21 protein-coding genes are annotated in these 24,629 nt (G+C 65.9%); 7 read left to right on the top strand and 14 right to left on the bottom strand.

The window, feature by feature from the left end:
- Positions 1–11 precede the first annotated feature (11 nt).
- Together ACVIGB_RS25575 and ACVIGB_RS25570 are read left to right on the top strand one after the other, a co-directional pair.
- The gene (locus tag ACVIGB_RS25575) at positions 12–752 is read left to right on the top strand and encodes an SDR family oxidoreductase (RefSeq protein ID WP_456720562.1); all 741 of its coding nucleotides are present in this window, start codon (positions 12–14) and stop codon (positions 750–752) included.
- 57 nt (positions 753–809) lie between these two features.
- Positions 810–1,709, top strand: a complete 900-nt coding sequence (locus ACVIGB_RS25570) for an SDR family oxidoreductase (protein ID WP_456720563.1) — start codon at positions 810–812, stop codon at positions 1,707–1,709.
- A 211-nt stretch (positions 1,710–1,920) separates the two neighbouring features.
- On the opposite strand, the gene ACVIGB_RS25565 is transcribed toward ACVIGB_RS25570, so the two are convergent.
- The 3 genes from ACVIGB_RS25565 to ACVIGB_RS25555 form a co-directional block, all read right to left on the bottom strand.
- Entirely contained in the window at positions 1,921–3,003 is a 1,083-nt protein-coding gene (locus ACVIGB_RS25565) for a carboxylesterase family protein (protein ID WP_456720564.1), read from the bottom strand.
- A gap of 23 nt (positions 3,004–3,026) precedes the next feature.
- Positions 3,027–3,998: a S1C family serine protease gene (locus ACVIGB_RS25560; protein WP_092123604.1), complete on the bottom strand. Its 972-nt coding sequence runs from the start codon at positions 3,996–3,998 to the stop codon at positions 3,027–3,029.
- Positions 3,999–4,142: 144 nt separating this feature from the next.
- Positions 4,143–5,660 carry an AMP-binding protein gene (locus ACVIGB_RS25555; protein WP_456720565.1) on the bottom strand — a complete coding sequence of 506 codons (1,518 nt, stop codon included), beginning with the start codon at positions 5,658–5,660 and terminating at the stop codon, positions 4,143–4,145.
- Positions 5,661–5,984: 324 nt separating this feature from the next.
- On the opposite strand from ACVIGB_RS25555, the gene ACVIGB_RS25550 reads away from it, so the two are divergent.
- Positions 5,985–6,305, top strand: coding sequence for a PilZ domain-containing protein (locus tag ACVIGB_RS25550; RefSeq protein WP_456720566.1), 321 nt, complete (start codon positions 5,985–5,987; stop codon positions 6,303–6,305).
- 9 nt (positions 6,306–6,314) lie between these two features.
- Here ACVIGB_RS25550 and ACVIGB_RS25545 read toward each other — a convergent pair whose 3' ends face one another.
- Together ACVIGB_RS25545 and ACVIGB_RS25540 are read right to left on the bottom strand one after the other, a co-directional pair.
- Positions 6,315–6,584, bottom strand: a complete 270-nt coding sequence (locus tag ACVIGB_RS25545; protein WP_143046821.1) for a hypothetical protein — start codon at positions 6,582–6,584, stop codon at positions 6,315–6,317.
- A gap of 241 nt (positions 6,585–6,825) precedes the next feature.
- Positions 6,826–7,719 (bottom strand): LysR family transcriptional regulator, encoded by an 894-nt coding sequence (locus ACVIGB_RS25540; protein WP_456720567.1) that lies wholly within the window; start codon positions 7,717–7,719, stop codon positions 6,826–6,828.
- 109 nt (positions 7,720–7,828) lie between these two features.
- On the opposite strand from ACVIGB_RS25540, the gene ACVIGB_RS25535 reads away from it, so the two are divergent.
- On the top strand, positions 7,829–8,821 hold the full coding sequence (locus tag ACVIGB_RS25535; protein WP_456720568.1) for an aldo/keto reductase: 993 nt from the start codon (positions 7,829–7,831) through the stop codon (positions 8,819–8,821).
- Between the two features lie 682 nt (positions 8,822–9,503).
- Here ACVIGB_RS25535 and ACVIGB_RS25530 read toward each other — a convergent pair.
- From ACVIGB_RS25530 to ACVIGB_RS25520, 3 genes are read right to left on the bottom strand one after another with little or no spacing between them, the layout of a single operon-like run.
- Entirely contained in the window at positions 9,504–10,532 is a 1,029-nt protein-coding gene (locus ACVIGB_RS25530; RefSeq protein ID WP_212314026.1) for a peptidoglycan -binding protein, read from the bottom strand.
- Positions 10,533–10,556: 24 nt separating this feature from the next.
- Positions 10,557–10,928, bottom strand: coding sequence for a VOC family protein (locus ACVIGB_RS25525; RefSeq protein ID WP_092123618.1), 372 nt, complete (start codon positions 10,926–10,928; stop codon positions 10,557–10,559).
- 15 nt (positions 10,929–10,943) lie between these two features.
- Positions 10,944–11,942 (bottom strand): flagellar motor protein MotA, encoded by a 999-nt coding sequence (locus ACVIGB_RS25520; RefSeq protein ID WP_092123620.1) that lies wholly within the window; start codon positions 11,940–11,942, stop codon positions 10,944–10,946.
- 544 nt (positions 11,943–12,486) lie between these two features.
- Between ACVIGB_RS25520 and ACVIGB_RS25515 the strand changes: the two genes are divergently transcribed.
- The 3 genes from ACVIGB_RS25515 to ACVIGB_RS25505 all read left to right on the top strand — a co-directional run bounded on the left by ACVIGB_RS25515 (position 12,487) and on the right by ACVIGB_RS25505 (position 18,110).
- Complete coding sequence (locus tag ACVIGB_RS25515) at positions 12,487–13,689, top strand: efflux RND transporter periplasmic adaptor subunit (protein ID WP_092123622.1); 1,203 nt, start codon at positions 12,487–12,489, stop codon at positions 13,687–13,689.
- Positions 13,690–13,695: 6 nt separating this feature from the next.
- Complete coding sequence (locus tag ACVIGB_RS25510; RefSeq protein ID WP_456720569.1) at positions 13,696–16,854, top strand: multidrug efflux RND transporter permease subunit; 3,159 nt, start codon at positions 13,696–13,698, stop codon at positions 16,852–16,854.
- A gap of 116 nt (positions 16,855–16,970) precedes the next feature.
- A complete protein-coding gene (locus ACVIGB_RS25505) occupies positions 16,971–18,110 on the top strand; it encodes an AAA family ATPase (RefSeq protein WP_456720570.1) in 1,140 nt (379 codons plus the stop codon).
- 14 nt (positions 18,111–18,124) lie between these two features.
- Here the strand turns inward: ACVIGB_RS25505 and ACVIGB_RS25500 are convergent, their stop codons facing one another.
- The 6 genes from ACVIGB_RS25500 to ACVIGB_RS25475 all read right to left on the bottom strand — a co-directional run bounded on the left by ACVIGB_RS25500 (position 18,125) and on the right by ACVIGB_RS25475 (position 24,528).
- Positions 18,125–18,919, bottom strand: a complete 795-nt coding sequence (locus ACVIGB_RS25500) for an inositol monophosphatase family protein (protein ID WP_092123628.1) — start codon at positions 18,917–18,919, stop codon at positions 18,125–18,127.
- Positions 18,920–19,138: 219 nt separating this feature from the next.
- Complete coding sequence (locus ACVIGB_RS25495; protein ID WP_456720571.1) at positions 19,139–20,212, bottom strand: tetratricopeptide repeat protein; 1,074 nt, start codon at positions 20,210–20,212, stop codon at positions 19,139–19,141.
- A 7-nt stretch (positions 20,213–20,219) separates the two neighbouring features.
- Positions 20,220–20,897: a thiamine phosphate synthase gene (locus ACVIGB_RS25490; protein WP_456720572.1), complete on the bottom strand. Its 678-nt coding sequence runs from the start codon at positions 20,895–20,897 to the stop codon at positions 20,220–20,222.
- Complete coding sequence (locus tag ACVIGB_RS25485; RefSeq protein ID WP_456720573.1) at positions 20,898–21,923, bottom strand: class I fructose-bisphosphate aldolase; 1,026 nt, start codon at positions 21,921–21,923, stop codon at positions 20,898–20,900.
- A gap of 202 nt (positions 21,924–22,125) precedes the next feature.
- Entirely contained in the window at positions 22,126–23,193 is a 1,068-nt protein-coding gene (fba, locus tag ACVIGB_RS25480; RefSeq protein WP_456720574.1) for a class II fructose-bisphosphate aldolase, read from the bottom strand.
- Between the two features lie 138 nt (positions 23,194–23,331).
- Positions 23,332–24,528 carry a phosphoglycerate kinase gene (locus tag ACVIGB_RS25475; RefSeq protein ID WP_456720575.1) on the bottom strand — a complete coding sequence of 399 codons (1,197 nt, stop codon included), beginning with the start codon at positions 24,526–24,528 and terminating at the stop codon, positions 23,332–23,334.
- Between the last annotated feature and the right edge of the window lie 101 nt (positions 24,529–24,629).

The raw sequence follows: 24,629 nt of genomic DNA, 5'->3' as shown, positions 1-24,629 counted from the left end.
GGAGACTGAAAATGACCAACCAAGCCAACAAGGTAGCTCTGGTGACGGGTGCCTCGCGCGGGATCGGCGCGGCGGTTGCCGAACGCCTCGCCAAAGACGGCTTCACCGTCGTCATCAACTACTCCGGCGACGCCAGGCCCGCCCAAGCGGTCGCCGACCGGATCGAGGCCGCCGGCGGCCGGGCGCTGACGGCGAAGGCCGATGTCAGCGATGCCAGTGCGGTGCGCGGCCTGTTCGACGCGGCGGAAGCGGCGTTCGGCGGCGTTGACGTGCTGATCAACAATGCCGGCATCATGAAGCTCGGCAAGATTGCCGACAGCGACGATGCCGCCTTCGACCAGCAGGTCGCGGTCAACCTGAAAGGCAGCTTCAACACCATGCGCGAGGCGGCACGCCGGCTGCGCGATGGCGGACGCATAGTCAACTTCTCGACCAGCGTCGTCGGCACCAGGCTCGAGACCTACGGCATCTATGTCGCGACCAAGGCCGCGGTCGAGTCGCTGACCGCGATCCTGTCGAAGGAATTGCGCGGCCGCGGCATCACGGTGAATGCGGTCGCGCCCGGCCCGACCGCGACCGATCTGTTTCTCAACGGCAAGTCGGACGAATTGGTCGATCGCTTCGCCAGGATGGTCCCGCTGGAGCGCCTCGGCACGCCCGACGACATCGCGAACACCGTGTCGTTCCTCGCCGGTCCCGACGGCTCCTGGATCAACGGCCAGACCCTGCGCGCCAATGGCGGCCTGGTCTGACGTCCCCACGCCTTCATCCCAACTCTCGTTCAACCCGACATCACAAGGATACGTGTCATGAAACAGGTCATCGTCATCACCGGCGCTTCGAGCGGCTTCGGCCGCCTCACCGCCAACGCGCTCGCCAAGGCCGGCCACACCGTCTACGCCTCGATGCGCCACACCACGGGCCGCAACGCCGCTGCGGTCGCCGATATCGAGGAGTTCGCCTGGGACAACAAGGTCGATCTGCGCTCGCTCGAGCTCGATGTCGGCTCGCAGGCGTCGGTCGATGCGGCGATTGCGCAGATCGTCACTGAAGAGGGCCGCCTCGACGTCGTCATGCACAACGCCGGCCACATGGTGTTCGGACCGGCGGAGGCCTTCACGCCCGAGCAGCTCGCCGAGCTCTACGATGTCAACGTGCTCTCGACCCAGCGCGTCAATCGTGCGGCGCTGCCGCAGCTGCGCAAGCAGGGCAAGGGGCTTGTGGTCTGGGTGTCGAGCAGCAGCTCGGCCGGCGGCACGCCGCCCTATCTCGCGCCGTACTTCGCGGCGAAGGCCGGCATGGATGCGATGGCGGTGATCTATGCTCGTGAGCTCACGCGCTGGGGCATCGAGACCTCGATCATCGTGCCGGGTGCGTTCACCGGCGGCACCAACCACTTCGCGCATTCCGGCCGTCCCGCCGACCAGGCGCGCGTCGCCGAATATGAGGCGGGTCCCTATGCCGGCTTCGGCGATGAGATCATGAAGGCGTTTTCGGCGATCGTGCCCGAGGATGCCGACGCTGGCTCGGTTGCCGACGCGATCGTCAAAGTCGTCGACACGCCGTTCGGCAAGCGGCCGTTCCGCGTCCACATCGATCCGACCCAGGACGGCGCCGAGGTTGCATTCGGCGTGATCGACCGCGTCCGCAATGAGATGCTGCACCGGGTCGGCTTCTCCGACCTGCTCAAGCCGCGGGTGAAGAAGTAGCCCTTTCCATCCACGGCAGGGATGAGGATAGTGCCACGCGCACTATCCATCACCGTCATCCCCGCGCAAGGGCTTCGCCTTTGTCGCTGGAGGTGCGAGCGGAGCGAGCCTCGAAGGGTGGACGGCGCCGATGGAGCCGCGCGGCCGCAGCCGGGCCGTCGACCCTTCGCGACGCGCTTCGCGCTCCTCAGGGTGACGGGGAGAGAATCCCTCAGACGCCGTCGGCTTGCTTACCGTTCAGCCACTGCATGATCTCCGCATTGATCTCGCGCGGATAGGTGTGGCTGAGATCGTCGATCTCGCGATAGATCACCCTGGCGCCGGCGGCCGACAGCAAGCCCTGGGTCTGCCGCGCGGTCTGCACCGGGAACATCCAGTCGAGCCGGCCGTGGGTGATGAAGATCGGCAAACTGCGCAGCCGCCCGGCATCGGCCATTTCGGCCATCAGCGGATGGAAGGTCGCGGCAACCGGCGCCAGATGCGTGAAGCGCGAGGCGCCGTCGAGCCCGCTCACATAGCTGAACGTGCCGCCGTCGCTCATGCCGGTCAGCAGCATGCGGGTTTCGTCGATGCGCCAGCGCACCCGCACCTGGTCGATGATGCGGTTGAGGTTCGGCGTGTCGGTGTCGTCGCCCATCAGCGCCCAGGTCTGGCCGGTTGTGGTCGGCGCCACCAGGATGGCGCCGCGGCTGCGCGCGTCGCGCAGCCAGCTCCACAGGAAACCGCGGCCGTTGCCGCTGCCGCCGTGTAGCGCCATCACCAGCGGCCAGGTGCGATCAGGCGTGTAATATTCCGGCACGTACATCGAGAAGCCGCCGCGGCTGCCCGGTTCGTTGCGCTCGTGGAAGATGCCGGTGTCGGAGTTCGGCGTGGCCGCGAGCTTCGCCTGCAGCGCGGCGTCCTCGCGCAAGTCGGGCGCGATGAAGAAGCCGCTGACCGGCGGCAGCTCGGTTAGCGGATAGAGCGCCTCCTGTGCGCGCGGCAGATAGCGCAGCGCGCGGAATACGCTGACCAGATCGCCTTCGCCATTCTGCACCGTGCGCAGCCCCGCATAGCCGGCCAGTGCCGGTTCGATCGCAGCTTCCAGTGCGGTCTGGATATGCGCGAATTTCTCCGGCCAATCGGCAAGCCGCGGCCGCACCGCCTGCAGGGCCTTCTCGGGCTCGCCCGCGATCTGCATCACGCGATCGAAGTCCGGCGGGTTGAGGTTGCGCGCGACAAAGGCCAGCGATTCCAGTGTCTGCAACAGCGGCGGCAGCACGGCCACGATGTCGTCAACCACGGCCTCGCTCATCGTTGCTGCCTCTTTTCTTTCTCTTAATGCAGCCGCGGCGCCTTCAACAGCTTCATGCGGTCGATCGAGGTCAGCGTCACGTCGAAGGTGACGCCCTCATGGTAGATGGTCAGCGGCACGTCGACGCCGGCTGCGCCGAGCGACCAGAGCTTGCGGTAGAAGCCGGTCTGGCTCGTCACCTTGTCGCCGTCGACCGCGAGGATCACGTCGCCGGTCTTCAGCTCGGCGCGCGCCGCCGGTCCCTTGCTGGCGACGCCGACCACCACGAGTCGGTTGTCGATCTCGGTCGTGTACATGCCGAGCCACGGCCGCGCCGGCCTGTCGACGCGGCCGAATTTGCGCAGGTCGCCGAGCACCGGATTGAGCAGATCGATCGGCACGATCATGTTGACATGCTCGGCGCGGCCCGAGCGTTCGCGTTCGAGCTGCAGCGAGCCGATGCCGATCAGCTCGCCGGCATTGTTGATCAGTCCGGTGCCGCCCCAGTTCGGATGCGACGGATAGGTGAAGATCGCCTCGTCGAGCAGATATTCCCAGTAGCCGGCGAACTCCTGCTTCGCCGCGATCTGGCTCGCGACCGAGCGCGTGCGGCCGCCGGCGCCGCCGAGTACGACATTGTCGCCGACCTGCGTCGCCGCCGACGAGCCGATCGGCAGCGGCTTGATGTCGAGCTGTCCCAGCGCCTGCACCAGGCCGAAGCCGGATTCGAAATCGAAGCCGAGTGCGTGGCCCTCGACCGCGCGGCCGTCGCCGAGATGCAGCCACACCGTGGCGGCTTCGGTGATCAGATAACCGATCGTCAGCACCAGCCCGTCGTCGATCAAGACGCCGTTGCCGGCGCGCTCGGTGCCGAGCGTCTCGGCGCTGAAGGCGTCAGGCGGAATGATCGAATGCAGCCCGATCACGCTCGTCAGCGCACGATCGAGGTCGTAGCGGTAATCTTCGGGGCGGGGCTGAAAGGCCGCCGGCACTTTCCATTCGGTGGTGGAGGGCATCAAGGATCTCCTGGCGTGCAGGGCGCTGGAACCTCATGGTAGTCCGAGGTTCTGCCGGCAGGGAAGTTGGAATGATATACCTTGCGCGGCGGCCTGCACAGCTCATCTGGCGTGCAGAGCTGCCCCTCGCAAGATGAACTGAACCTAATCGCTCTTTGCTGCCGCACGCGCCGGCATGAAGCGGAAGGCGCGGTCCTCCTTGATCCAGGCGGCGCGCTCGTCGCGCAGCATGGTGCGGCGAACCTTTCCGGAATCATCACGCGGCGCGGTGCCGACGCGCTCGAAACTTTCCGGATGCTTGTAGCGGCTGAGCCGGTCCTTCAGGAAGTCGCCCATGCCGTCGGCGATCTTCTGCGCATCGGCGCTGTCGGCGAGTTCGAGGATCGCATGCACGCGCTGGCCGAATTCCGGATCGGGCAATCCGACCACGACGCAGGAGCGCACCTCGGGATGTTCGCTGACCGCGGCCTCGACCTCGGCCGGATAGATGTTGGCGCCGCCGCGCAGCACCATGTCGGCGAGCCGGTCGCCGAGATAGAGATAGCCTTCCTCGTCGAGCCGGCCGATATCGCCGAGCGATTCCCAACCGTCCGGCCGCCGCTTCGGCGATGCGCCGAGATAGTGATAGGTCGAGCCGGCGCCGTCATTGGGCAGGAAGTAGATCTCGCCGGTCTCGCCGGGCGCGACGTCGTTGCCATCCTCATCGATGATGCGTAAGCGCGCGGTCTCGCCGATCCTGCCGACCGAGCCCTTGTGCGCCATCCACTCGACGCCCGAGATCACGCAGGCGCCCTGCCGCTCGGTGCCGCCATAGAGCTCCCAGACCCGCTCCGGCCCGAGCCATTCGATCCACTTCTCCTTCAGCCAGGGCGGCATCGGAGCAGCCATATGAAACACGATTTGCAGGCTGGAGACGTCGTAGCGGTTGCGTACCTCCTCGGGCAGCGCCCAGATCCGGTGCATCATGGTCGGCACGAAGTTGACCCATTGCACGCGCTCGCGCGCGATCAGCCGCAGCGTCTCCTCGGCGTCGAACTTCACCATGCCGGTCAGCCGCCCGCCGCCGAACAGCGCGGAGTGCGACAGGATGAACGGCGCGTTGTGATAGAGCGGGCCCGGGTTGAGCACCGACGCCTCATGTGGCATGCCGAGCAGCAGCGGTGTCGTGGTTTCGATCACGGCGGGGTTGTGATCGAGGATCACCTTCGGCCGCCCGGTCGAGCCGCCGCTCGTCATCGCCTTCCAGTAGCGCGCGACCGGTGCATCGAGCGGCTCCCCGGAGAATCCCTCCGGCACGAAATCCACTGGCAGCGAATTCGGCGCATTCCAGTCGGCCTCGCCGCCGACCACCAGTGACGGTTTCAGGATCTCGAGCACCGCGGCGGCCTCGCCGCGCGGCAGCCGCCATGACAGCGAGGTCGGCGTCGCGCCGCATTTCCACACCGCAAACGAGGTCTCGAAGAATGCGTTGCTGTTGGGCAGCCCGATCGCGACGAAGTCGCCGGGCTTGACGCCCTTGGCGGCAAAGGCGCGCGCCCGTGCATTGGCGCGGCGCTCGAGCTCAAGCCAGGTCAGCGCATCCGCGCCATGACTGACGGCGATCGCGTCTGCGGGCTTGCGTTCGGCATACCAGCGCGGCACGTCGGCGAGGGGGATCAGCATGGGGCGTTTCCGGAAGACAGAGGCGGCTTGAAGCGCTCTTGTTGCAGGGATGTGGCCAAGACCACTGCCGCCACTTCACCAACTATGCGGTCCCCGTGTCAAGCCGACGACTGCCCATGCGGCCGGTATCCCGCTGATGGAGTTGCGGAATCCTCGTTTGCTAAAAGCCGGGGCAAGATTCCGGTAAAGTTCAAGCGATCGCGCTAAGCCGGACTTTACGGGGGGAACGGCATTGTGGCCCCTGCGGTTGTGTGCCGGGCGTGTCGATCGACGTGCGCGGCCTCCAATGTTTTTTCAAGGACCAATGTCTTCGAGGACGAGACGATGGCGAGCAATGGAGCACGGATCAAGGTCAGTCGCGAGCCGCGGCGCCAGCTCAACAACCGCGCGGCGTGGATCACGGTGGATAACGGCGTGACCGAGAATGCCTGCGCCGTGGTCGACATCTCGCCCGGCGGTGCCAAGATCACGACGGAGGTCGAGTTCGACGTGAAGGATCGCCTTGCGCTGACGTTGCTCGCCGATCACGCCAAGCGCTACCCTTGCGAAGTGGTCTGGCGTCGCGGCAAGACCTACGGGCTCAAATTCGTGACCGCCGACGCCGAGCCGGACGAACCGGCCGCGGAGCCGGCCGGCGCCATCTAGCACCGCGCCTCAGCGTCCCTGCGCGCTATTGACATTGCCGGTCGTGCTCACCGAACCGCCGGGAGCGGCCGGCGCCGCACTGAAGTTGCCGCCGGAGGACGGTGCATAGCGCTGGCCGCTCTGGGCTGGAAGCGCAGTGCCGCCAACGCCGTCCGACGAAGCGGCGCGATCTCCGGGCCTCGGCGGCAGTGGGGAGCCCCCCGTGCTCTGCGCGAGAAGCTGGGCTGGCGCGAGGGTGAGGCCGGCGGCGACGATGATGGCGAATGTGGTCTTGAGCATGTGCTGGTCCGAGGTGGCGCGGTGAGGCTGGAGCGGGATGCGCAGCCCCGGCGGAGACGAGACTTCCGCCAAGCCCGCGAGATTATATGTCCAATAACGTCAGTGGTGCCGGTCACGTTCCCAAGGTGCCATCGCACAATTGTGAAGCAAATATCCGTATGCCGGGCCTCGACGAAGGTGAGCCGCGCCGGGATCGCCTCAAGCGATCGGTCTCGGCATCACTGTGCGCTGCCATTCGCGATCAGCCGCGATAGCGCAGCGCATCGACCAGCAATGCGAAGGCCGGTGAAGACTGCCGGCGGCTCGGGTAGTAGAGGTGATAGCCGGGAAACGGCGCGCACCAGTCGTCGAGTACCTGGACCAGCTGGCTCTTGGCGATTTGCGCCTGCACCTGATCCTCGGCGACATAGGCAAGCCCGAGCCCGGCCGACGCCGCCTTGATCCGCAGCGCGGTGCTGTTGAAGACCAATTGTCCATCGACGCGGACCTTGATCGGGCGTCCGCGCTTCTCGAATTCCCAGGCATAGATGCCGCCATGGGTCGGCAGGCGGATGTTGATGCAGGCGTGCTGGGTCAGGTCCTGCGGCCGCTTCGGACGGTCTCGCCGTTTGAAGTAGGACGGCGCCCCGACCACGACCATGCGGAAATCCGGCGCGATCCGCACCGCGATCATGTCCTTTGCCAGTTGCTCGCCGAGGCGGACGCCGGCGTCAAAACGCTCCGCGACGATGTTAGCGAGCCCGTTGTCGACGGTCAGCTCCACCTTGATGTCGGGATAGCGCGGCAGGAACTTTTCCAGCGCCGGCCACAGGATGGTCTCGGCGGCGTGCTCGCCGGCGTTGATACGGATGGTGCCGGCCGGCTTCTCGCGCAGCGCGTTGAGGGCTGTGAGTTCGGCCTCGATCTCCTCGAAGCGCGGCCCGATGCCCTGCAGCAGCCGCTCGCCGGCCTCAGTCGGCGCGACGCTGCGGGTGGTGCGGGTCAGGAGCCGTACGCCCAGCCGCTCCTCCAGCGCGCGCATGGTGTGGCTGAGCGCCGATTGCGACACGCCGAGCTGTGCCGCGGCTCGGGTGAAGCTGCGCTCGCGCGCGACGGCGAGGAAGGCGATCAGGTCATTGACGTCATGCCGCGGCATTGATGAATCCAGCTCATAAGTCCATCCCGATTTTTACGTCTAATGGCGCGGGCGTGCACGCCCTAAATCCCGCAGCGGCAGGTTCCAGCCTTTGATGCGGAGAGACGTCATGCAGAAGCGTAAACTCGGTAACAGCAATCTGGAGGTATCGGCGATCGGCCTGGGCTGCATGGGTCTCAGCTTCGCCTATGGCCCAGCGGTCGAGAAAGCCGCAGGCATCGCGCTGCTGCGCGGCGCCGTCGAGCGCGGCGTCACCTTCTTCGATACCGCGGAAGTCTACGGTCCCTTCGTCAACGAGGAGCTGGTCGGCGAGGCGCTGGCGCCGGTCCGCAACGACGTCGTGATTGCCACCAAGTTCGGCTTCGATATCGGCACCATGGCCGAGCGGCACCGGTCGTTGAACAGCCGGCCCGAGCACATCAAGGCGGTCGCGGACGCCTCGCTGAAGCGGCTGAACATCGATGTGATCGATCTGTTCTATCAGCATCGGGTCGATCCCGCGCTGCCGATCGAGGATGTCGCCGGCGCCGTGAAGGACCTGATCGCCGCCGGCAAGGTCCGCCATTTCGGCCTGTCGGAGGCCGGCGTGCAGACCATCCGCCGGGCCCATGCGGTGCAGAAGGTCACGGCATTGCAGAGCGAATATTCGCTGTGGGAGCGCGGGCCGGAAGCGGAGATCCTGCCGGTGCTGCAGGAGCTCGGCATCGGCTTCGTGGCGTACAGCCCGCTCGGCCGCGGTTTTCTCACCGGTGCGATCAGCGCGTCGACGACGTTCGCCAGCGACGACTTCCGCAACCTCGTGCCGCGTTTTTCGCCGGAAGCCCGCCGCGCCAATCAGGCGCTGGTCGATCAGCTCGGCCGCATCGCGGCCGGCAAGGGCGCAACGCCGGCCCAGATCGCACTGGCCTGGCTGCTGGCGCAAAAGCCGTGGATCGTGCCGATCCCGGGCACCACGAAGCTCAATCGGCTCGAAGAAAACATCGGCGCCGCGCGGATCGAATTGAGCTCCGCTGATCTCGCCGACATCGGCAAGGCCGTCGCCGCCGTCGAGGTGCAGGGCGCGCGCTATCCGGAGCAATTGCTCGGGATGGTCGGACGCTGAGTCGAGCCACACACGCAGTGTCGTCCCGGGCTTGATTCGGGACCCATAACCACAAATGGCAATTGCTGCGCGACGCTGGGTCAACAGCCCTCTGCAACGACACACCCCTGTGGTTATGGGTCCCTACTTTCGCAGGGACGACGATTGTGGAAGTAGGCTGTGCCACACATTCGATGTCGTCCCGGGCTTGACCCGGGACCCATAACCACTAATGGCAATTGTTGCGCGACGCCGGGGCCACAGCCCTCCTCAACAACACAACCCTGTGGTTATGGGTCCCTGCTTCCGCAGGACGACGATTGTGGATGTAGGCCGTGCAACACATTCGATGTCGTCCTGGCGAAAGCCAGGACCCATTACCCCAAATGCGCGTTGTTGCGCGACGTGGGGGGCCACAGCCTCTTCAACAACCCGACCCTGTGGTTATGGGTCCCTGCTTCCGCAGGGACGACGATTGTGGATGCAGGCCGTGCCACACACTCAGTGTCGTCCCGGGCTTGACTCGGGACCCATAACCACAAATTGCAATTGCCGCGCGATGCCGGGGCCACAGCCCTCTGCAACAACACACAACCCTGTGGTTATGGGTCCCTGCTTTCGCAGGGACGACGACTGCGGATGCAGGCCGTGCCACACATTCAGTGTCGTCCCGGCGAAAGCGGAGCGCGAAGGCGTGTGCCAGCTAGCGTTCCGTCAGCTTCAGCTCGATGCGGCGGTTGCGCTTGTAGGCGTCTTCGGTCTGCGCGGTGTCGAGCGGCTGGAATTCGGCGAAGCCGGCCGCGACCAGGCGCTGCGCCGGCACGCCGAGCGAGACCAGATATTGCACCACCGAGATCGCGCGCGCGGAGGACAGCTCCCAGTTCGACTTGAACAGCGGGCTGTTGATCGGCCGCACGTCGGTGTGGCCGTCGACCCGCAGTACCCAGGCGATTTCGGGGGGGATCTGCTTGTCGAGATCGATCAGCGCGTTCGCCACGGTGTCGAGCTCGGTCTTGCCTTCTGGCAGCAGCGTCGCCTGACCGGTATCGAAGAACACTTCGGACTGGAACACGAAGCGGTCGCCGACGATGCGGATATCGGGACGGTTGCCGAGGATGGCGCGCAGCCGGCCGAAGAATTCCGAGCGGTATTTCGACAATTCCTGCACCCGCTGCGCCAGCGCGACGTTGAGGCGCGAGCCGAGATCGGCGATCCGGCTCTGCGATTCCTTGTCGCGCTTCTCAGAGGCGTCGAGCGCCTCCTCGAGCGCCGCGAGCTGGCGGCGCAGCGCGCTGATCTGCTGGTTCAGCACCTCGATCTGCGCCAGCGCGCGCGACGACACGCTCTTTTCCGACTCGAGCGCCTTGTTGAGTTCGTTGGCACGACCCTGCGCGTCGTTGCCGGAATTGGCGAGCCCCTCATAGAGCCCCTTCATGCGGTCCCGCTCGCCCTCGGCCGAAGCGAGCCCGGCGCGCAGCTGCGACACCTGGTCGTCGAGCGTCAGCTTGGAGAGCTTCTCCAGCGACAACAGGTCGTTGAGCTGGGCGATCTTGGCGTTGAGCTGCTCCAGCGCCTTGTCCTTGCCGGTGACCTCCTGCGACAGGAAGAACTGCACGACCAGGAACACCGACAGCAGGAACACGATCGACAACACCAGCGTCGACAGCGCGTCGACAAAGCCGGGCCAGTAGTTGAAGCCGGATTCGCTGCGGCGCGAGCGGGCGAGGGCCATTCGGTTTCCCTTTATCTGTTGCCGTCAGTCCTGCGGCGCGTGGCAGACGGCTTCGATATTGTGGCCGTCGGGATCGAGGACGAAAGCGCCGTAGTAGTTTGCATGATAGTGCGGCCGAATTCCGGGGCGCCCGTTGTCCCTGCCGCCGGCCTTGATCGCGTCGTCATAGAAGCGATCGACGGTGGCACGATCGTTTGCCGTGAAGGCAATGTGGGCGCCGGTCTGCGGTGTAGCGCGCCGGCCGATCCAGAAGAAGGCTTTTGGACGCACGCCATAGCCTGCAAACTCGGCACCCTCGGCATACAGGCGGGTGATGCCGAGAGGACGCAAGGCCGCATCGTAGAAGGTCTTGGACCGCTCGATATCGCTGATGCCGATGGTCACGTGGTCCAGCACGTTGGCCTCCGTGGCTCAGCTCTTCTCGGGCTGGCGGGCGAGGCGCTCGAGCAGCCGCTTGATCTCGCGGTTCTGCTCGCCCTGGCCGTCGGCCCATTCGCGGATCATCTGCTGCTCGGTGCGCATGTGCGCAACCAGCCCCTGGATCGCCTCGGCAAGATTGGCCATCGCCGCAGTGGTACTGCGGCCGCCGCCGCCGGCGCCACCTTCCTCGAAGGTCGCACGCAGCCGGTCGATCGCGCCCTGCAGGTCGGCACCGCCGGCGCCGACGCCCTCGCCGGAAATGCCGCGCACGGTGGTGGCGAGCCAGTCCTCGAGGTCGGTGTAGAAGCGGTTCTGGGCCTGGCTCGATTGCAGGTCGAGGAAGCCGAGGATCAGCGAGCCGGCGAGGCCGAACAGCGAAGACGAGAACGAAATGCCCATGCCGCCGAGCGGCGCGGCGAGGCCCTCCTTCAGCGTATCGAACAGCGCGCCGGCGTCGCCGCCGACCTTGAGCCCGTCGATCACCTTGCCGACCGAGCCGACCGTCTCGATCAGGCCCCAAAAGGTGCCGAGCAGGCCGAGGAACACCAGCAGGCCGGTCATGTAGCGCGAGATGTCGCGGGCTTCATCCAGGCGGGTTGCGATCGAATCGAGCAGATGCCGCATGGTCTGCTGCGAGATCGACATCCGCCCGGTGCGCTCGCCGCCGAGGATCGCGGCCATCGGGGCCAGCAGGGTCGGGCGGCGCTCGATCGCAAGGCCGGGATCGGCGATGCGGAAATTATTGACCCAGGCGACCTCGGGATAGAGCCGGATCACCTGGCGGAACGCCAGGATGATACCGATCAGCAGCACGGCGCCGATCAGGGCGTTCAGCCCGGGATTGGCGAAGAATGCGGTGACGATCTGCTTGTACAGCACGACCCCGACCAGGCCGCAGAGCACCAGGAACACCAGCATCCGCACCAGGAAGATCCTGGGCGAGGACAGCTTGCTCAGTTCGATCTCCATCTCGGAGCGGGAAGGGGGCATTGCCGGGTCATCCGTTCGCGAAGGCCGCATCTGCCAGCAATATGGCACAGCGGCGGAGTGAGGAAAGCCGAATCCAAAGGCGGATGGCAGAACCTTGGGTTGAGATTGGGCGGAGTGTTGCCGCTTTGCGCGGCTTCGTCGCCGGTCTCCCGATCAACGCTCGCGCAGGCCCCCGGTCCCACGCGCAGATCGCGAGACGAGGCCGGTTTGCACGTATCGTTGGACGAGGTACGCGCGATGCGCGGTGATTCGGCCGGATCGCCGCATGATGTTGCGAGGTGCGGCATTCCTGCGCAGGCAAATGACCTGTTCCCGCTCACGCAGTCCTTAACGCATTCCCACAGCCTGCGATGGAACCCGCTCACAATGCAGTGACCCGATAAAACATGCCGCGAAATCAGGGCGATAGCGTTCTGTGACAATGAGCCGCCAAGAAACGCATTGCGTCGCAGCAACGAGATTTTATTTTCACTGCAGCAACGCGAGCGCTGTCGCCGTGACACCGCCGTTCGTTTGTTCAAACCTCTCAGGGGCGATCATCTCAATGTCTGGACTTCGCGCGCAATCGGCATGCATTGCTCTGATGCTGGCCGTGACGGCGCCACTGCTTGCTGGCTGCGACGAGCCGAATTCTGCAACCGCCGCCGTACAAGCACCCGAACCGGACGTCAGTGTCGTCACCGTGAAGCAGCAGGCGCGCGCGATGGTGCGCGAGCTGCCGGGCCGCATCGCGCCGACCCGCGTCTCCGAGGTGCGCCCGCGTGTCTCAGGCATCGTCGTCAACCGCATGTTCCATCAGGGCAGCGAGGTGAAGACCGGCGATCCGCTGTACCAGATCGATCCGCGCCCGTTCGAGGTCGAAGTGCAGTCGACCGAGGCGGCGCTGTCACGCGCCAAGGCGGTGCTCGAGCAGACCTCGCTGCAGGCCCGCCGTATCGCCACCCTCACCAACCAGCGCGCGACCTCGGAGGCCGAGAACGAGAAGGCGATCGCCAACCTGAAGCAGGCCGAAGCCGACGTGCAGGGCCGCGAGGCCGACGTCGCGCGTGCCAAGCTCAATCTGGATTACGCCACCATTCGCGCGCCGATCGACGGCATCATCGGTGCTGCGGTCATCAGCGAAGGCGCGCTCGTCGTGCAGAACGACGCCGCGAGCCTTGCGACCATCCAGCAGCTCGATCCGATCTATGCCGACTTCCAGCAGTCGGTCACCGAGATGAACCAGCTGCGCCGCGCCTTCGAGAACGGCGATCTCGACCGCATCGAGGCCGACGCGATGAAGGTGCGTCTCGTGCTCGACGACGGCTCGATCTATCCGTTGCCGGGCAAGCTGTTGTTCTCCGACGCCAAGGTCGACGCCCATACCGGGCAGGTCACCCTGCGCGGCGAGTTCCCGAATCCGAAGCGCGTCCTGCTGCCGGGCATGTATGTCCGCGTGCAGATCGAGCAGGGCATCGACACCGATGCGATCGCCGTGCCGCAGCAGGCGATCCAGCGCAATGGCGGCGGCGGCAGCGAGGTGTTCGTCGTCAAGGACGACAATCACGTCGCGGTGCAGCCGGTGCGCACCGGCTCGCTGCAGGGCGGCGCCTGGTTCGTGACCGAAGGCCTCAAGGCCGGCGACAAGGTCGTCGTCGAGGGTTTCCAGAAATTCGCCGCCGGCGACAAGGTTCGGCCGCTGGCCTGGCGTGAGATCGACGCTGCTGCGGCATCGGATTCGCAGCAGACCGCGCACGCGGTGCGGTGATCCGACATGCCCGCCTTCTTCATCGACAGGCCGATCTTCGCCTGGGTCGTCGCGCTGTTCATCTGTCTGGTCGGCGCGATCTCGATTCCGCTGCTCGCGGTCGCGCAGTATCCGATCATCGCGCCGCCCTCGATCTCGATCTCGACGAGCTATCCCGGCGCGTCGCCTGAGAACCTCTACAACAGCGTGACGCGGCTGATCGAGGAGGAGCTCAACGGCGCCGCCAACATCCTGAACTTCGAATCGACGTCCGACTCGCTCGGCCAGGTCGAGATCATCGCCAACTTCAAGCCGGGCACCGACACGAGCCAGGCCTCGGTCGAGGTGCAGAACCGCCTCAAGCGCGTCGAGGCGCGGCTGCCGCGCGCCGTGATCCAGCAGGGCATCCTGGTCGAGGAAGCCTCCTCCGCCGTGCTGCAGATCATCACGCTGAACTCGACCGACGGCTCGCTCGATGAAGTGGGCCTCGGCGACTTCATGATCCGCAACGTGCTGGGCGAGGTGCGCCGCATTCCCGGCGTCGGCCGCGCCACGCTGTATTCGACCGAGCGTTCACTACGCATCTGGATCGATCCGGCCAAGCTGGTCGGCTACGGCCTGTCCGCCGACGACGTCAACAAGGCGATCACGGCGCAGAACGCCCAGGTCGCCTCCGGCAGCATTGGCGCCGAGCCCAGCACCGACACGCAGAAGATCTCCGCGCAGGTCCTGGTGAAGGGCCAGCTCTCCTCGCCCGACGAGTTCGGCGCGATCATCCTGCGCGCCAATCCCGACGGCTCGACGGTCCGCCTGCGCGACGTCGCGCGGATCGAGATCGGCGGCCTCAGCTACCAGTTCAACACCCGCCTCGACGGCAAGCCGACCGCCGGCCTCTCGGTGCTGCTGTCGCCGAAGGGCAATGCGCTGGCGACCGCGAGCGCGGTCGAAGCCAAGATGAAGGAGCTGTCGCGCTTCTTCCCGGCCAATGTCTCCTACGAAATCCCCTACAACATCACGCCCGTGGTCAAGGCCTCGATCGAGAAGGTCCTGATGACGCTGGTCGAGGCGGTGGTGCTGGTGTTCATCGTGATGTTCTTATTTCTGCAGAATATCCGCTACACCATCATTCCGACCATCGTGGTTCCGGTGGCGCTGCTCGGCGCCTGCGCCACGCTGATGATCGCGGGCTTCTCGATCAACATGCTGACCATGTTCGGCATGGTGCTGGCGGTCGGCATCCTGGTCGACGACGCCATCGTCGTGGTCGAGAACGTCGAACGCATCATGGCCGAAGAGGGCCTGCCGCCGAAGGAAGCCACCAAGAAGGCGATGTCGCAGATCACCGGCGCCATCATCGGCATCACGCTGGTGCTGATGGCGGTGTTCGTGCCGATGGCGTTTTTCCCCGGCTCGGTCGGCATCATCTATCGCCAGTTCTCGGTCACCATGGTGGCGGCGATCGCGTTCTCGGCGCTGCTCGCGCTGTCGCTGACGCCGGCGCTGTGCGCGACGCTGCTCAAGCCGGTCGAGAAGGGCCACGGCCATGCCCGCAAGGGCGTGTTCGGCGCCTTCAACCGCGTGCTCGACAATGGCCGTGCCGGCTATGTCCGAACGGTGCAGGCCGGGCTGAAGCGCACCGGCCGGCTGATGCTGATCTATCTCGTGCTGTTCGCGGGCGTCGCCTACGGCTTCGTGCGGCTGCCCGGCGGCTTCCTGCCGGTCGACGACCAGGGCTTCATCACGACCGACGTGCAGACGCCGTCGGAGTCGTCCTATGCACGCACCGAAGCTGCGGTCGAGCAGGTCGAGAAGTATCTGAAGGATCGCGCCGGCATCGAGAACGTCACGTTCCTCACCGGCTTCAGCTTCCTCGGCCAGGGCATGAACACCGCACAGGCCTTCATCACGCTGAAGGACTGGTCGGAGCGCGGCTCGAAAGATTCCGCCGCCGCCATCGTTGCCGACATCAACCGCGACCTGTCGTCGACGATCCGCGATGCCAGGATCTCGGCGCTGCAGCCGCCGCCGATCGACAACCTCGGCAACTCCTCGGGCTTCTCGTTCCGCCTGCAGGACCGTGGCCAGAAGGGCTATGCCGCGCTGATCGCAGCAAGCGACCGCCTGATCGCGGAGGCCAATGCCAGTCCCGTGTTGCAGAAGGTCTATGTCGAAGGCCTGCCGCCGGCGCCGCAGGTCAATCTGATGATCGACCGCGAAAAGGCCGGCGCGTTCGGCCTCACCTTCGAGGACATCAACAATACCATTTCGACCAATCTCGGCTCGAACTACATCAACGACTTCCCGAACCGCGGGCGCATGCAGCGCGTCATCGTGCAGGCCGACAAGACCAGCCGCATGAACGCGGACGACATCCTCAATTACAACGTCAAGAACAGCCGCGGCCAGCTGGTGCCGTTCTCGGCCTTCGCCACCATCGAATGGTCGAAGGGGCCCACTCAAATTGCGGGCTTCAACTACTATCCGGCGGTGCGCATCTCCGGCGAGGCGAAGCCGGGCTTCACTTCGGGTGATGCGATCGCGGAGATGGAGCGGCTCGCCGACAAGCTGCCGCGCGGATTCGGCTATGAGTGGACCGGCCAGTCGCTGCAGGAGAAGCTGTCGGGCTCGCAGGCGCCGTTCCTGCTCGCGCTCTCGGTCCTGGTGGTATTCCTCCTGCTCGCCGCGCTCTATGAAAGCTGGACCATTCCGCTCGCGGTGCTGCTCACGATTCCGCTCGGCATTCTCGGCGCCGTGGTGGCGGCGACGCTGCGTGGGCTGTCGAACGACGTCTATTTCACCGTCGGCCTCATCACCATCATCGGCCTCGCGGCGAAGGACGCGATCCTGATCATCGAGTTCGCCAAGGACCTGCGCGCGCAGGGCAAGCCGCTGGTCGAGGCGACCATCGAGGCGTGCAGCTTGCGCTTCCGCCCGATCCTGATGACCGGTCTCGCCTTCGTCTGCGGCGTGCTGCCGATGGCGATCGCCACCGGCGCCGGCGGTGCCAGCCAGCAGGCGCTCGGCACCTCGGTGATGGGCGGCATGATCGCCGTCGTGGTCCTCGCGCTGCTCTTGGTGCCGGTGTTCTTCGTCAGCGTGCAGCGCGTGCTGGCCGGTGATCGCGAGAAGGCGCCCGACAACGCCGAAGCCTACGGCCCGCCCGCGCCGGCAAGGATCGGTCACTGATGTCAGAGATCGGCGCCGATCGGATCGGCGGCTTGCCTTTGCGACCTGGCCAATCCAGATTGCATCTCTGGATTGAACGGGGAGCGTGCAGGCAACCCGGGGATTGAGGGCATGTGATGCGGCCGACCGATATTGCGATCTCGAATTATCGCTCCATTCGGCGGCTCCACATGCCCATTCAACCGCTGTCGGTCTTCGTCGGCGAGAACGGCGTCGGCAAATCCAATCTCTACAAGTCCCTGTCGTTGCTGCGCGACGCGGCGACCGGCCGGATCACGCGCACGATCGCCGACGAGGGTGGATTGAACTCGGTCTGCTGGTCCGGCATCCGCAGGCGGGGCGAGGATGGACGGCTGCGCTTGGAGGTCAGATTCGATCACGTCAACTACGCGATCGAGCTCGGACATCCGGGCCCGGTCGAGGCGGCATTTCCCGGCGAGCCGATGATCAAGTCCGAACGCATCGAGGCGATCCACGGCAAGCGGAAAGTCCTGATGATGGAGCGGACCAATTCGCACGTCAGTGTCCGCGGCGAGAGCGGCGCCTGGAGCGAGCACAAGGATGCGGTGCTGCCGTCGGAAACCGCGCTCGCGGATTTCCTCGACGGCAGGGCGTGCCCCGAAATCGACCTGATCCGAAACGCGCTGCAGAGCTGGCGCTTCTATCACGATTTCCGCACCGATCCGGCGTCGCCGATCCGAAAGCCCTGTCTCGCGATCACGACGCCGTCGCTGAGCGCCGATGGCAGCGATCTGGCTGCCGCCCTGGCAACGCTCAGCGCGATCAGGCAAGATGCGGCCGACCTGCAGGATGCGATCGAGGATGCGTTCCCGGGCGCCGAGCTCCGGGCATGGGCGGAAAACGGGCGGTGCGAATTCGAGCTGCAGCAGGCGGACGTGCCGCGTCCGTTCAAGGCGCACGAACTATCCGACGGCACGCTGAAATATATCTGCCTGCTCGCCGTGTTCATGGGCTACCGGCTGCCGCCGTTCATCGCGCTGAACGAACCCGAGACCAGCCTGCATCCATCGCTGCTGGCGCCATTGGCCAGGCTGATCGCCAGGGCGTCGCGCCGCGCCGACATCTGGATCGTCACCCATTCGGAACATCTGATGGAGGCGCTGCGCAGTGAGAGCTCGGTCCCGCTTCGCCGGGTGATCAAGGCGAAGGGCGCCACGACTATCGAGGGTCTGACCCTCGGCGGTGAATTTCGTGACGGACGAGACGACGACGAAGATGACAGCGACGACGATTAGATCGCGCCGTCGCGCTATTGCCCGAGCGGCTTCAGGATCTTGATCAGCTCGCCGTGCACGAACTCGTTGCCGCAGACGACGTGGCCGGTTTGCAGCGGGTCGTCACTGCCCTGGATGCCGGAGACGGTGCCGCCGGCTTCCCGGACCATCAGCAGGCCGGCTGCGACGTCCCAGGCCTGCAGATTGCGCTCCCAATAGCCGTCGAGCCGGCCGGCTGCGACGAAGGCGAGGTCGAGCGAGGCGGCGCCGAAACGGCGGAAGCCCGCGACCTTGCTCTGCAGCGCGGCCATCTCCTGCAGCGCCAGCTGGTGATTGCCGCGGCCGATATGCGGCAGGCCGCAGGCGACCACGCATTCGTTGAGCTGGCGGCGGCCGGCGACGCGCAGCCGCTGGTCGTTGAGGAACGCGCCCTTGCCGCGCTCGGCGATGTAGAGCTCGTCATTGGCGGGATTGTAGATCACGCCCGCGATGATCGTGTCTTCGCGCTGAAGCCCGATCGAGATCGCGAATTGCGGGATGCCGTGCAGGAAGTTGGTGGTGCCGTCCAAGGGATCGACGATCCAGGTGTGGCTCTTGTCGCCGCCTTCGCGCTTGCCGCCTTCCTCGCCGAGGAACCCGTAGCCGGGCCGGGCCTTTTCGAGGTCGGTGTAGAGCATCTCCTCGGCCCGCTTGTCGGCGAGCGAGACGAAGTTCGCCGGCCCCTTCAGCGACACCTGGAGGTGTTCGATCTCGCCGAGGTCGCGCTTGAGGCTGCGGCCGGCGCGGCGCGCGGCCTTGACCATGACATTGATGAGAGCGGAGTAGAGCATGATGAACGGTTTCTTTGCGATTGTGCTGGAGCGCCGGCCCAAACGTGGTCCCGTCATCCTGAGGAGCGCGGAACGCGCGTCTCGAAGGATGAACGGCCACCAGCCGGGCCGTTCATCCTTCGAGGCTCGCTCCGCTCGCACCTCAGGATGACGGGGCGGGAGGGGAACTGCCTAGGATTGCTGGACTGGGTGCCCTCTGGAAGTGGCGCCGTCAAGGCGTCATTTGACGTTGTTTCCGATCCATTTTCGCGCGGCTGCCTCGCCCTTGGCGCGGTCTTCCCGGCTCATATCGGCGAGGATGTCGTCGAGATCGGGGTCGCCCTTGCCGGCGGTCTTGGCGACGGTGTGCCATTTCAGCGCCTCGACCTTGTCCACCGGGGCGCCGGCGCCGGTCGCCAGCACATGGGCGAGGCGGTTTTGCGCGATCGCGCTGTTCTGCCGGGCCGCCTTGCGCAGCAACGCCACCGCCGCCGGCACGTTCCGCGGCGTGCCGGCGCCGTTGTAGAGTGCGATGGCATATTCGACCTCGGCATCGACATTGTCGGCCAGCGAGGCGGCCTGCAGCAGCCGGGCCGCCTTTTCGAGGTCCTTTGGCACGCCGGTGCCTTCCTTGTAGAAGGTCGCGAGCGCGTATTGCGCCTCGGGGCTGCCGGCGTCCGCGGCCATCCGCAACAGCTCGGCGGAGCGCTTGAGGTCCTGCGGCAGGGTCTGGCCGTCGAGATAGAGTAGCGCGAGGTTATAGGCCGCCTTCGGCTCGCCGAGCTTGGCCGACGAGGCCAGCAGCTTGACCGCGGAATCCTTGTCCACCGCGCCGCCACGGCCCGCGATTCGCATCATCGCGAGCGCGAACATCGCCTCACGGTCGCCGGCATCGGATGCGCGCTTGTACCAGTCGTCCGCCTTGACGTAGTCGCGCTTGACGCCGAGCCCGTTGGCATAGAGCTCGCCCAGCATCGTCATTGCCTTGGCATCGTTGCTGTTCTGGGCGCGCACCATCGCCAGCTCGAACGCGGTCTTGTACAGGCCGCGCTGATAGGCGCCGTAGACGAGATCGACATTGGGATCGTCCGGCGTCGGGGTCGGCGAGGGCGTCGGGGTGGCCGTTGGCATGGCGGCAGGCTTCGGCGCAGGCTTCTTCGCGGCGGGCGCGTGCACCTTCGGCTTCTCCTTCGGCGCCTCCTTCTTCGCGGGCGGCGGCGTCTGTGCCGGCGGCGTGATCGACAGCTGCGCCATCGCGCCGCTCGTCAGCATCATGCAGCCGAGCGCAACACCTATCGGACGCAGGCGGTTCATTCCGGCGTCATCCCTCGGCTTTGGCCTGGCCCAACGTGCCGGCATGCGCCTGCGCAATCGCTGCGCCGATCTCGGCGAGTGCGGCCTTGGCGCCGCGCGGATCGGACCAGATGAGGTCTCCGACCAGCACGAAATCCGCGCCGGCCGCGGCGAATGCCTCGGCTTCCTCGCGCGAGGTCGCAAAGCCGACGCAGGGCGGCTCGAACAATTCGTCCCACCATTCCAGCCGCTCGGCGATCGCCTCAAGCGAGGGCCGCTGTCCGTTGGTGTCGGGCTCACCGAACAGCACATAATCGGCACCCGCTTCGCCCGCGGCCATGGAATCGTGGCGCGTCGCGAGCCCGCCGACGCCTGCGATGCGGTCGGGTCTCAGCGAGGGCATCGCCTCTTCCATCGCGGCGAGGCCGGTCAGATGCGCGCCATCGGCGCCGGCGCGCGCCACGATATCGGGATGGCCGTCGATCAGCAGCGCCGCACCCGCGTTCTGGATCGCAGGTGCCAGCGCCTTGATGGTGGAGATCATGCTGCGCGGATCGGTCTGGCGCAGCCGCACCAAAACGGCCGCGACGTCGGCCGCGGCAAGCAGGTCGGCAAGCTCGGCCGCAAGCCGCGCGGGCTCGTCGACTGGCGGGGTTGCCAGATAGAGGCGCGGCGCCGGCCGCGGCGGAACGGGCTTGGTGGCCAACTATGCCGCCTGTTTCTCGAGGCCGGCTTCCCAATTGCCGGTGCTCGCCAACCCGTTCATCCGGGCGCGATGCGAGAAGGCGCGCTGGCCCGCCGGGACGTTGTCGGGCTTGCCGGACCACGCCTTCTGCGGCGCCGCCTGCAGCGCACGGCCATAGGAGAAGGTCAGCCGCCAGGGCAGGTGGCCGATCTTGTTCATCGCGTCGAGATGCGCGGTCGCCTCCTCGTCGCTCTGTCCGCCGGAGAGGAAGGCGATGCCGGGCACCGCGGCGGGCACGCAGCTCTTGAGCAGGCGGATGGTCTTCTCGGCGACTTCCTGCACAGACGCCTGCTTCGGGCATTTCTTGCCCGAGATCGCCATGTTGGGCTTCAGGATCATGCCTTCGAGCGCGACGCGCTGCACCCGCAATTCCTGGAAGGTGCGATTCAGCACGCGCTGCGTCACCTCATAGCAGCGGTCGATGTCGTGATCGCCGTCCATCAGCACCTCAGGCTCGACGATCGGGACGATCTGCGCCGCCTGGCACAGCGCCGCGTAGCGCGCCAGCGCGTGCGCGTTGACGCGGACCGCGGTCTGGGTCGGGATTCGCGGCCCGATATCGATCACGGCGCGCCACTTCGCAAAGCGCGCACCGCGCTCGTAATATTTCTTCAAGCGCTCGGCGAGCTTGTCGAGGCCGACGGTGACGAGTTCGCCGGGGCAGTTCGGCAACGCCTGCGTGCCTTCGTCGACCTTGATGCCGGGAATGCTGCCGGCCTGCTCGATCAGCTTGACCAGCGGCGTGCCGTCCTTGGCATTCTGCCAGATCGTCTCGTCGTACAGGATGACGCCGGAGATGTACTTGCTCATCGCCTCCTGCGAACGGAACAGCATCTCGCGATAGTCGCGGCGACTGTCTTCGGTCGAATCGACCTTGATGGCGTCGAAACGCTTCTTGATGGTGCCGGAAGATTCGTCGGCGGCGAGGATGCCCTTGCCCGGGGTGACCATGGCGAGCGCAATTTTGTTGAGGTCAGCGAGGTTCATCGGGGGCGTCCTCCGGAGCCATTGCCTTTGCAAACCAAAATAGGCGGTTCTCGGGCAAATGCCTAGAAAACGTTCGTCGCGGCCGATGTTTGTCGCAGCCGGCGATCAAGCCCCGGGACACCGTTTCCAACTGCGTCAGAACCGGTGTCCCGCCTTAATGATTCAGGCGAGAAGTTGTCAGGCGATCTCTCAGGCGACCTTGTCAGGCAACCTTGGGGTCGAGCGCGCCCGCAGCGTAGCGCTTGGCCATTTCCGCCGTGGTCAGCACCTTCTTGATCTTGCTGGCCTGGCCCGCGGTGTTGAATTCCTGCAGGCGCTGCTTGCACAGCTTGGTCATCGCCTCCATCGCGGGCTTCAGATACTTGCGCGGATCGAACTCTTCCGGATTGTCGTTCAGCACCTTGCGGATCTGGCCGGTCATCGCCATCCGGTTGTCGGTGTCGATGTTGATCTTGCGCACGCCGTTCTTGATGCCGCGCTGAATCTCGGCGACCGGCACGCCCCAGGTCGGCTTCATCCTGCCGCCATTGGCGTTGATGATCTCCTGCAGCTCCTGCGGCACCGACGAGGAGCCGTGCATGACGAGATGCGTGTTCGGCAGCTTGCGATGGATTTCCTCGATCACATTCATGGCGAGGATGTCGCCGTCGGGCTTGCGGGTGAACTTGTAGGCACCGTGCGAGGTGCCCATCGCGATCGCGAGCGCGTCGACCTTGGTTTCCTGGACGAACTTCACGGCCTCGTCCGGATTGGTCAGAAGCTGGTCGTGCGACAGCTTGCCTTCGGCGCCATGGCCGTCTTCCTTGTCGCCCATGCCGGTCTCGAGCGAGCCGAGCACGCCGAGCTCGCCTTCCACCGAGATGCCGCCGAGATGGGCCATGCCGGTCACGGTCCTGGTGACGCCGACATTGTAGTCCCAGTCGCCCGGCGTCTTGCCGTCGGCCTTCAGCGAGCCGTCCATCATGACCGAGGTGAAGCCGGCCTGGATCGCGGTCATGCAGGTGGCGGGCTCGTTGCCGTGGTCGAGATGCACGCAGACCGGGATCTGCGGGTAGATCTCGGTGACGGCATCCATCATGTGCTTGAGCATGACGTCGTTGGCGTAGGACCGCGCGCCGCGCGAGGCCTGGATGATGACGGGCGCGTCGACCTCGGAGGCCGCGGCCATGATCGCCAGCGCCTGCTCCATGTTGTTGATGTTGAAGGCAGGTACGCCGTAATCATGCTCGGCCGCGTGATCGAGCAGTTGCCGCAATGTTATGCGAGCCATTCCATTTCTCCCTGTAAAGCGCGTTCGCGGATTTGAGGCGCGATGAGATTAGGTTGAATCGTCATCGCGCTTTAGCTCTTTGTTTGAGCATGATCTTTTCGGAAAACCGCTTCACACTTTTCCGCATCATGCTCTGGATCAACCGTTTTTCAACACTTCGACGCCCGGCAGCGGCTTGCCTTCCATCCATTCAAGAAACGCGCCGCCCGCGGTCGAGACGTAGGAAAAATCGCCGGCGACGCCCGCCTGGTTGAGCGCAGCGACGGTATCGCCGCCGCCGGCAACCGAAATCAGCTTCCTGGCCCGGGTGCGCTCGGCGGCGTGCTTGGCCGACACCACGGTGCCGCGGTCGAACGGCGTCAATTCGAAGGCGCCGAGCGGCCCGTTCCAGACCAGCGTCGCGGCATCGTCGATCGCGGAATGGATCCGCGCGATCGATTGCGGGCCGACGTCGAGGATCATGCCGTCGGCCGGGATCGCGTCGAGGCCATAGGCGTGCGACGGCGCATTGGCGGCAAACTGGTTGGCGACGACGGCATCAACGGGCAGGATGATCGCGCAATTGGCCGCATTGGCCTTCTCCATGATCCGAAGCGCGGTCGCGGCGAGGTCCTTTTCGGCGAGCGACTTGCCGACGGCGATGCCCTGCGCGTGCAGGAAGGTGTTGGCCATGCCGCCGCCGATCACCAGCGCGTCGACCTTGTTCACGAGGTTTTCCAGCAGATCGATCTTGGTCGAGACCTTGGCGCCGCCGATGATCGCGATCACGGGCTTGGTCGGTGCTTCCAGCGCCTTGCCGAGCGCGTCGAGCTCGGCCTGCATGGTGCGGCCGGCATAGGCCGGCAGCTTGTGGCCGAGGCCTTCGGTCGAGGCGTGGGCGCGGTGCGCGGCGGAGAAGGCGTCGTTGACCCAGATGTCGCCGAGCTTGGCCAGCTCCGCGACGAAGCCGGCGTCGTTCTTTTCCTCTTCCTTGTGGAAGCGGGTGTTCTCGAGGCAGAGGATGTCGCCGTCGTTGAGGGCCGCAACCGCCTTGGCCGCCGCTTCGCCGATGCAATCCTCGGCGAACGCGACCGGGCGCTTGATCACTTTGGACAACGCTTCGGCGACCGGCTTCAGCGACTCCTTGGGATCGCGTCCCTTGGGCCGGCCGAAATGGGCGAGCAGGATCACCTTGCCGCCCTTGTCGGAGATCTCGGTGATGGTGGGCGCAACGCGCTCGAGCCGGGTGGCGTCGGTGACGCGGCCGCCTTCCATGGGAACGTTGAGGTCGACGCGCAGCAGCACGCGCTTGCCCTTCACGTTGACGTCGTCGAGGGTGCGGAACGATTTGGTCATGGGCGTTTCCTGTGCGGCCGGACACAGCCATCCAGTGGACGGCGTCGCTTTCGCTTGCCGATGTCGCGGCCGTTGAGGTCGCGAATGCGGGGGCAAACACG

It is taken from the genome of Bradyrhizobium sp. USDA 4341, assembly GCF_054063755.1.
Note: the sequence above shows the minus strand (reverse complement) of the source record. Positions and strands in the feature narration are given on the sequence as shown.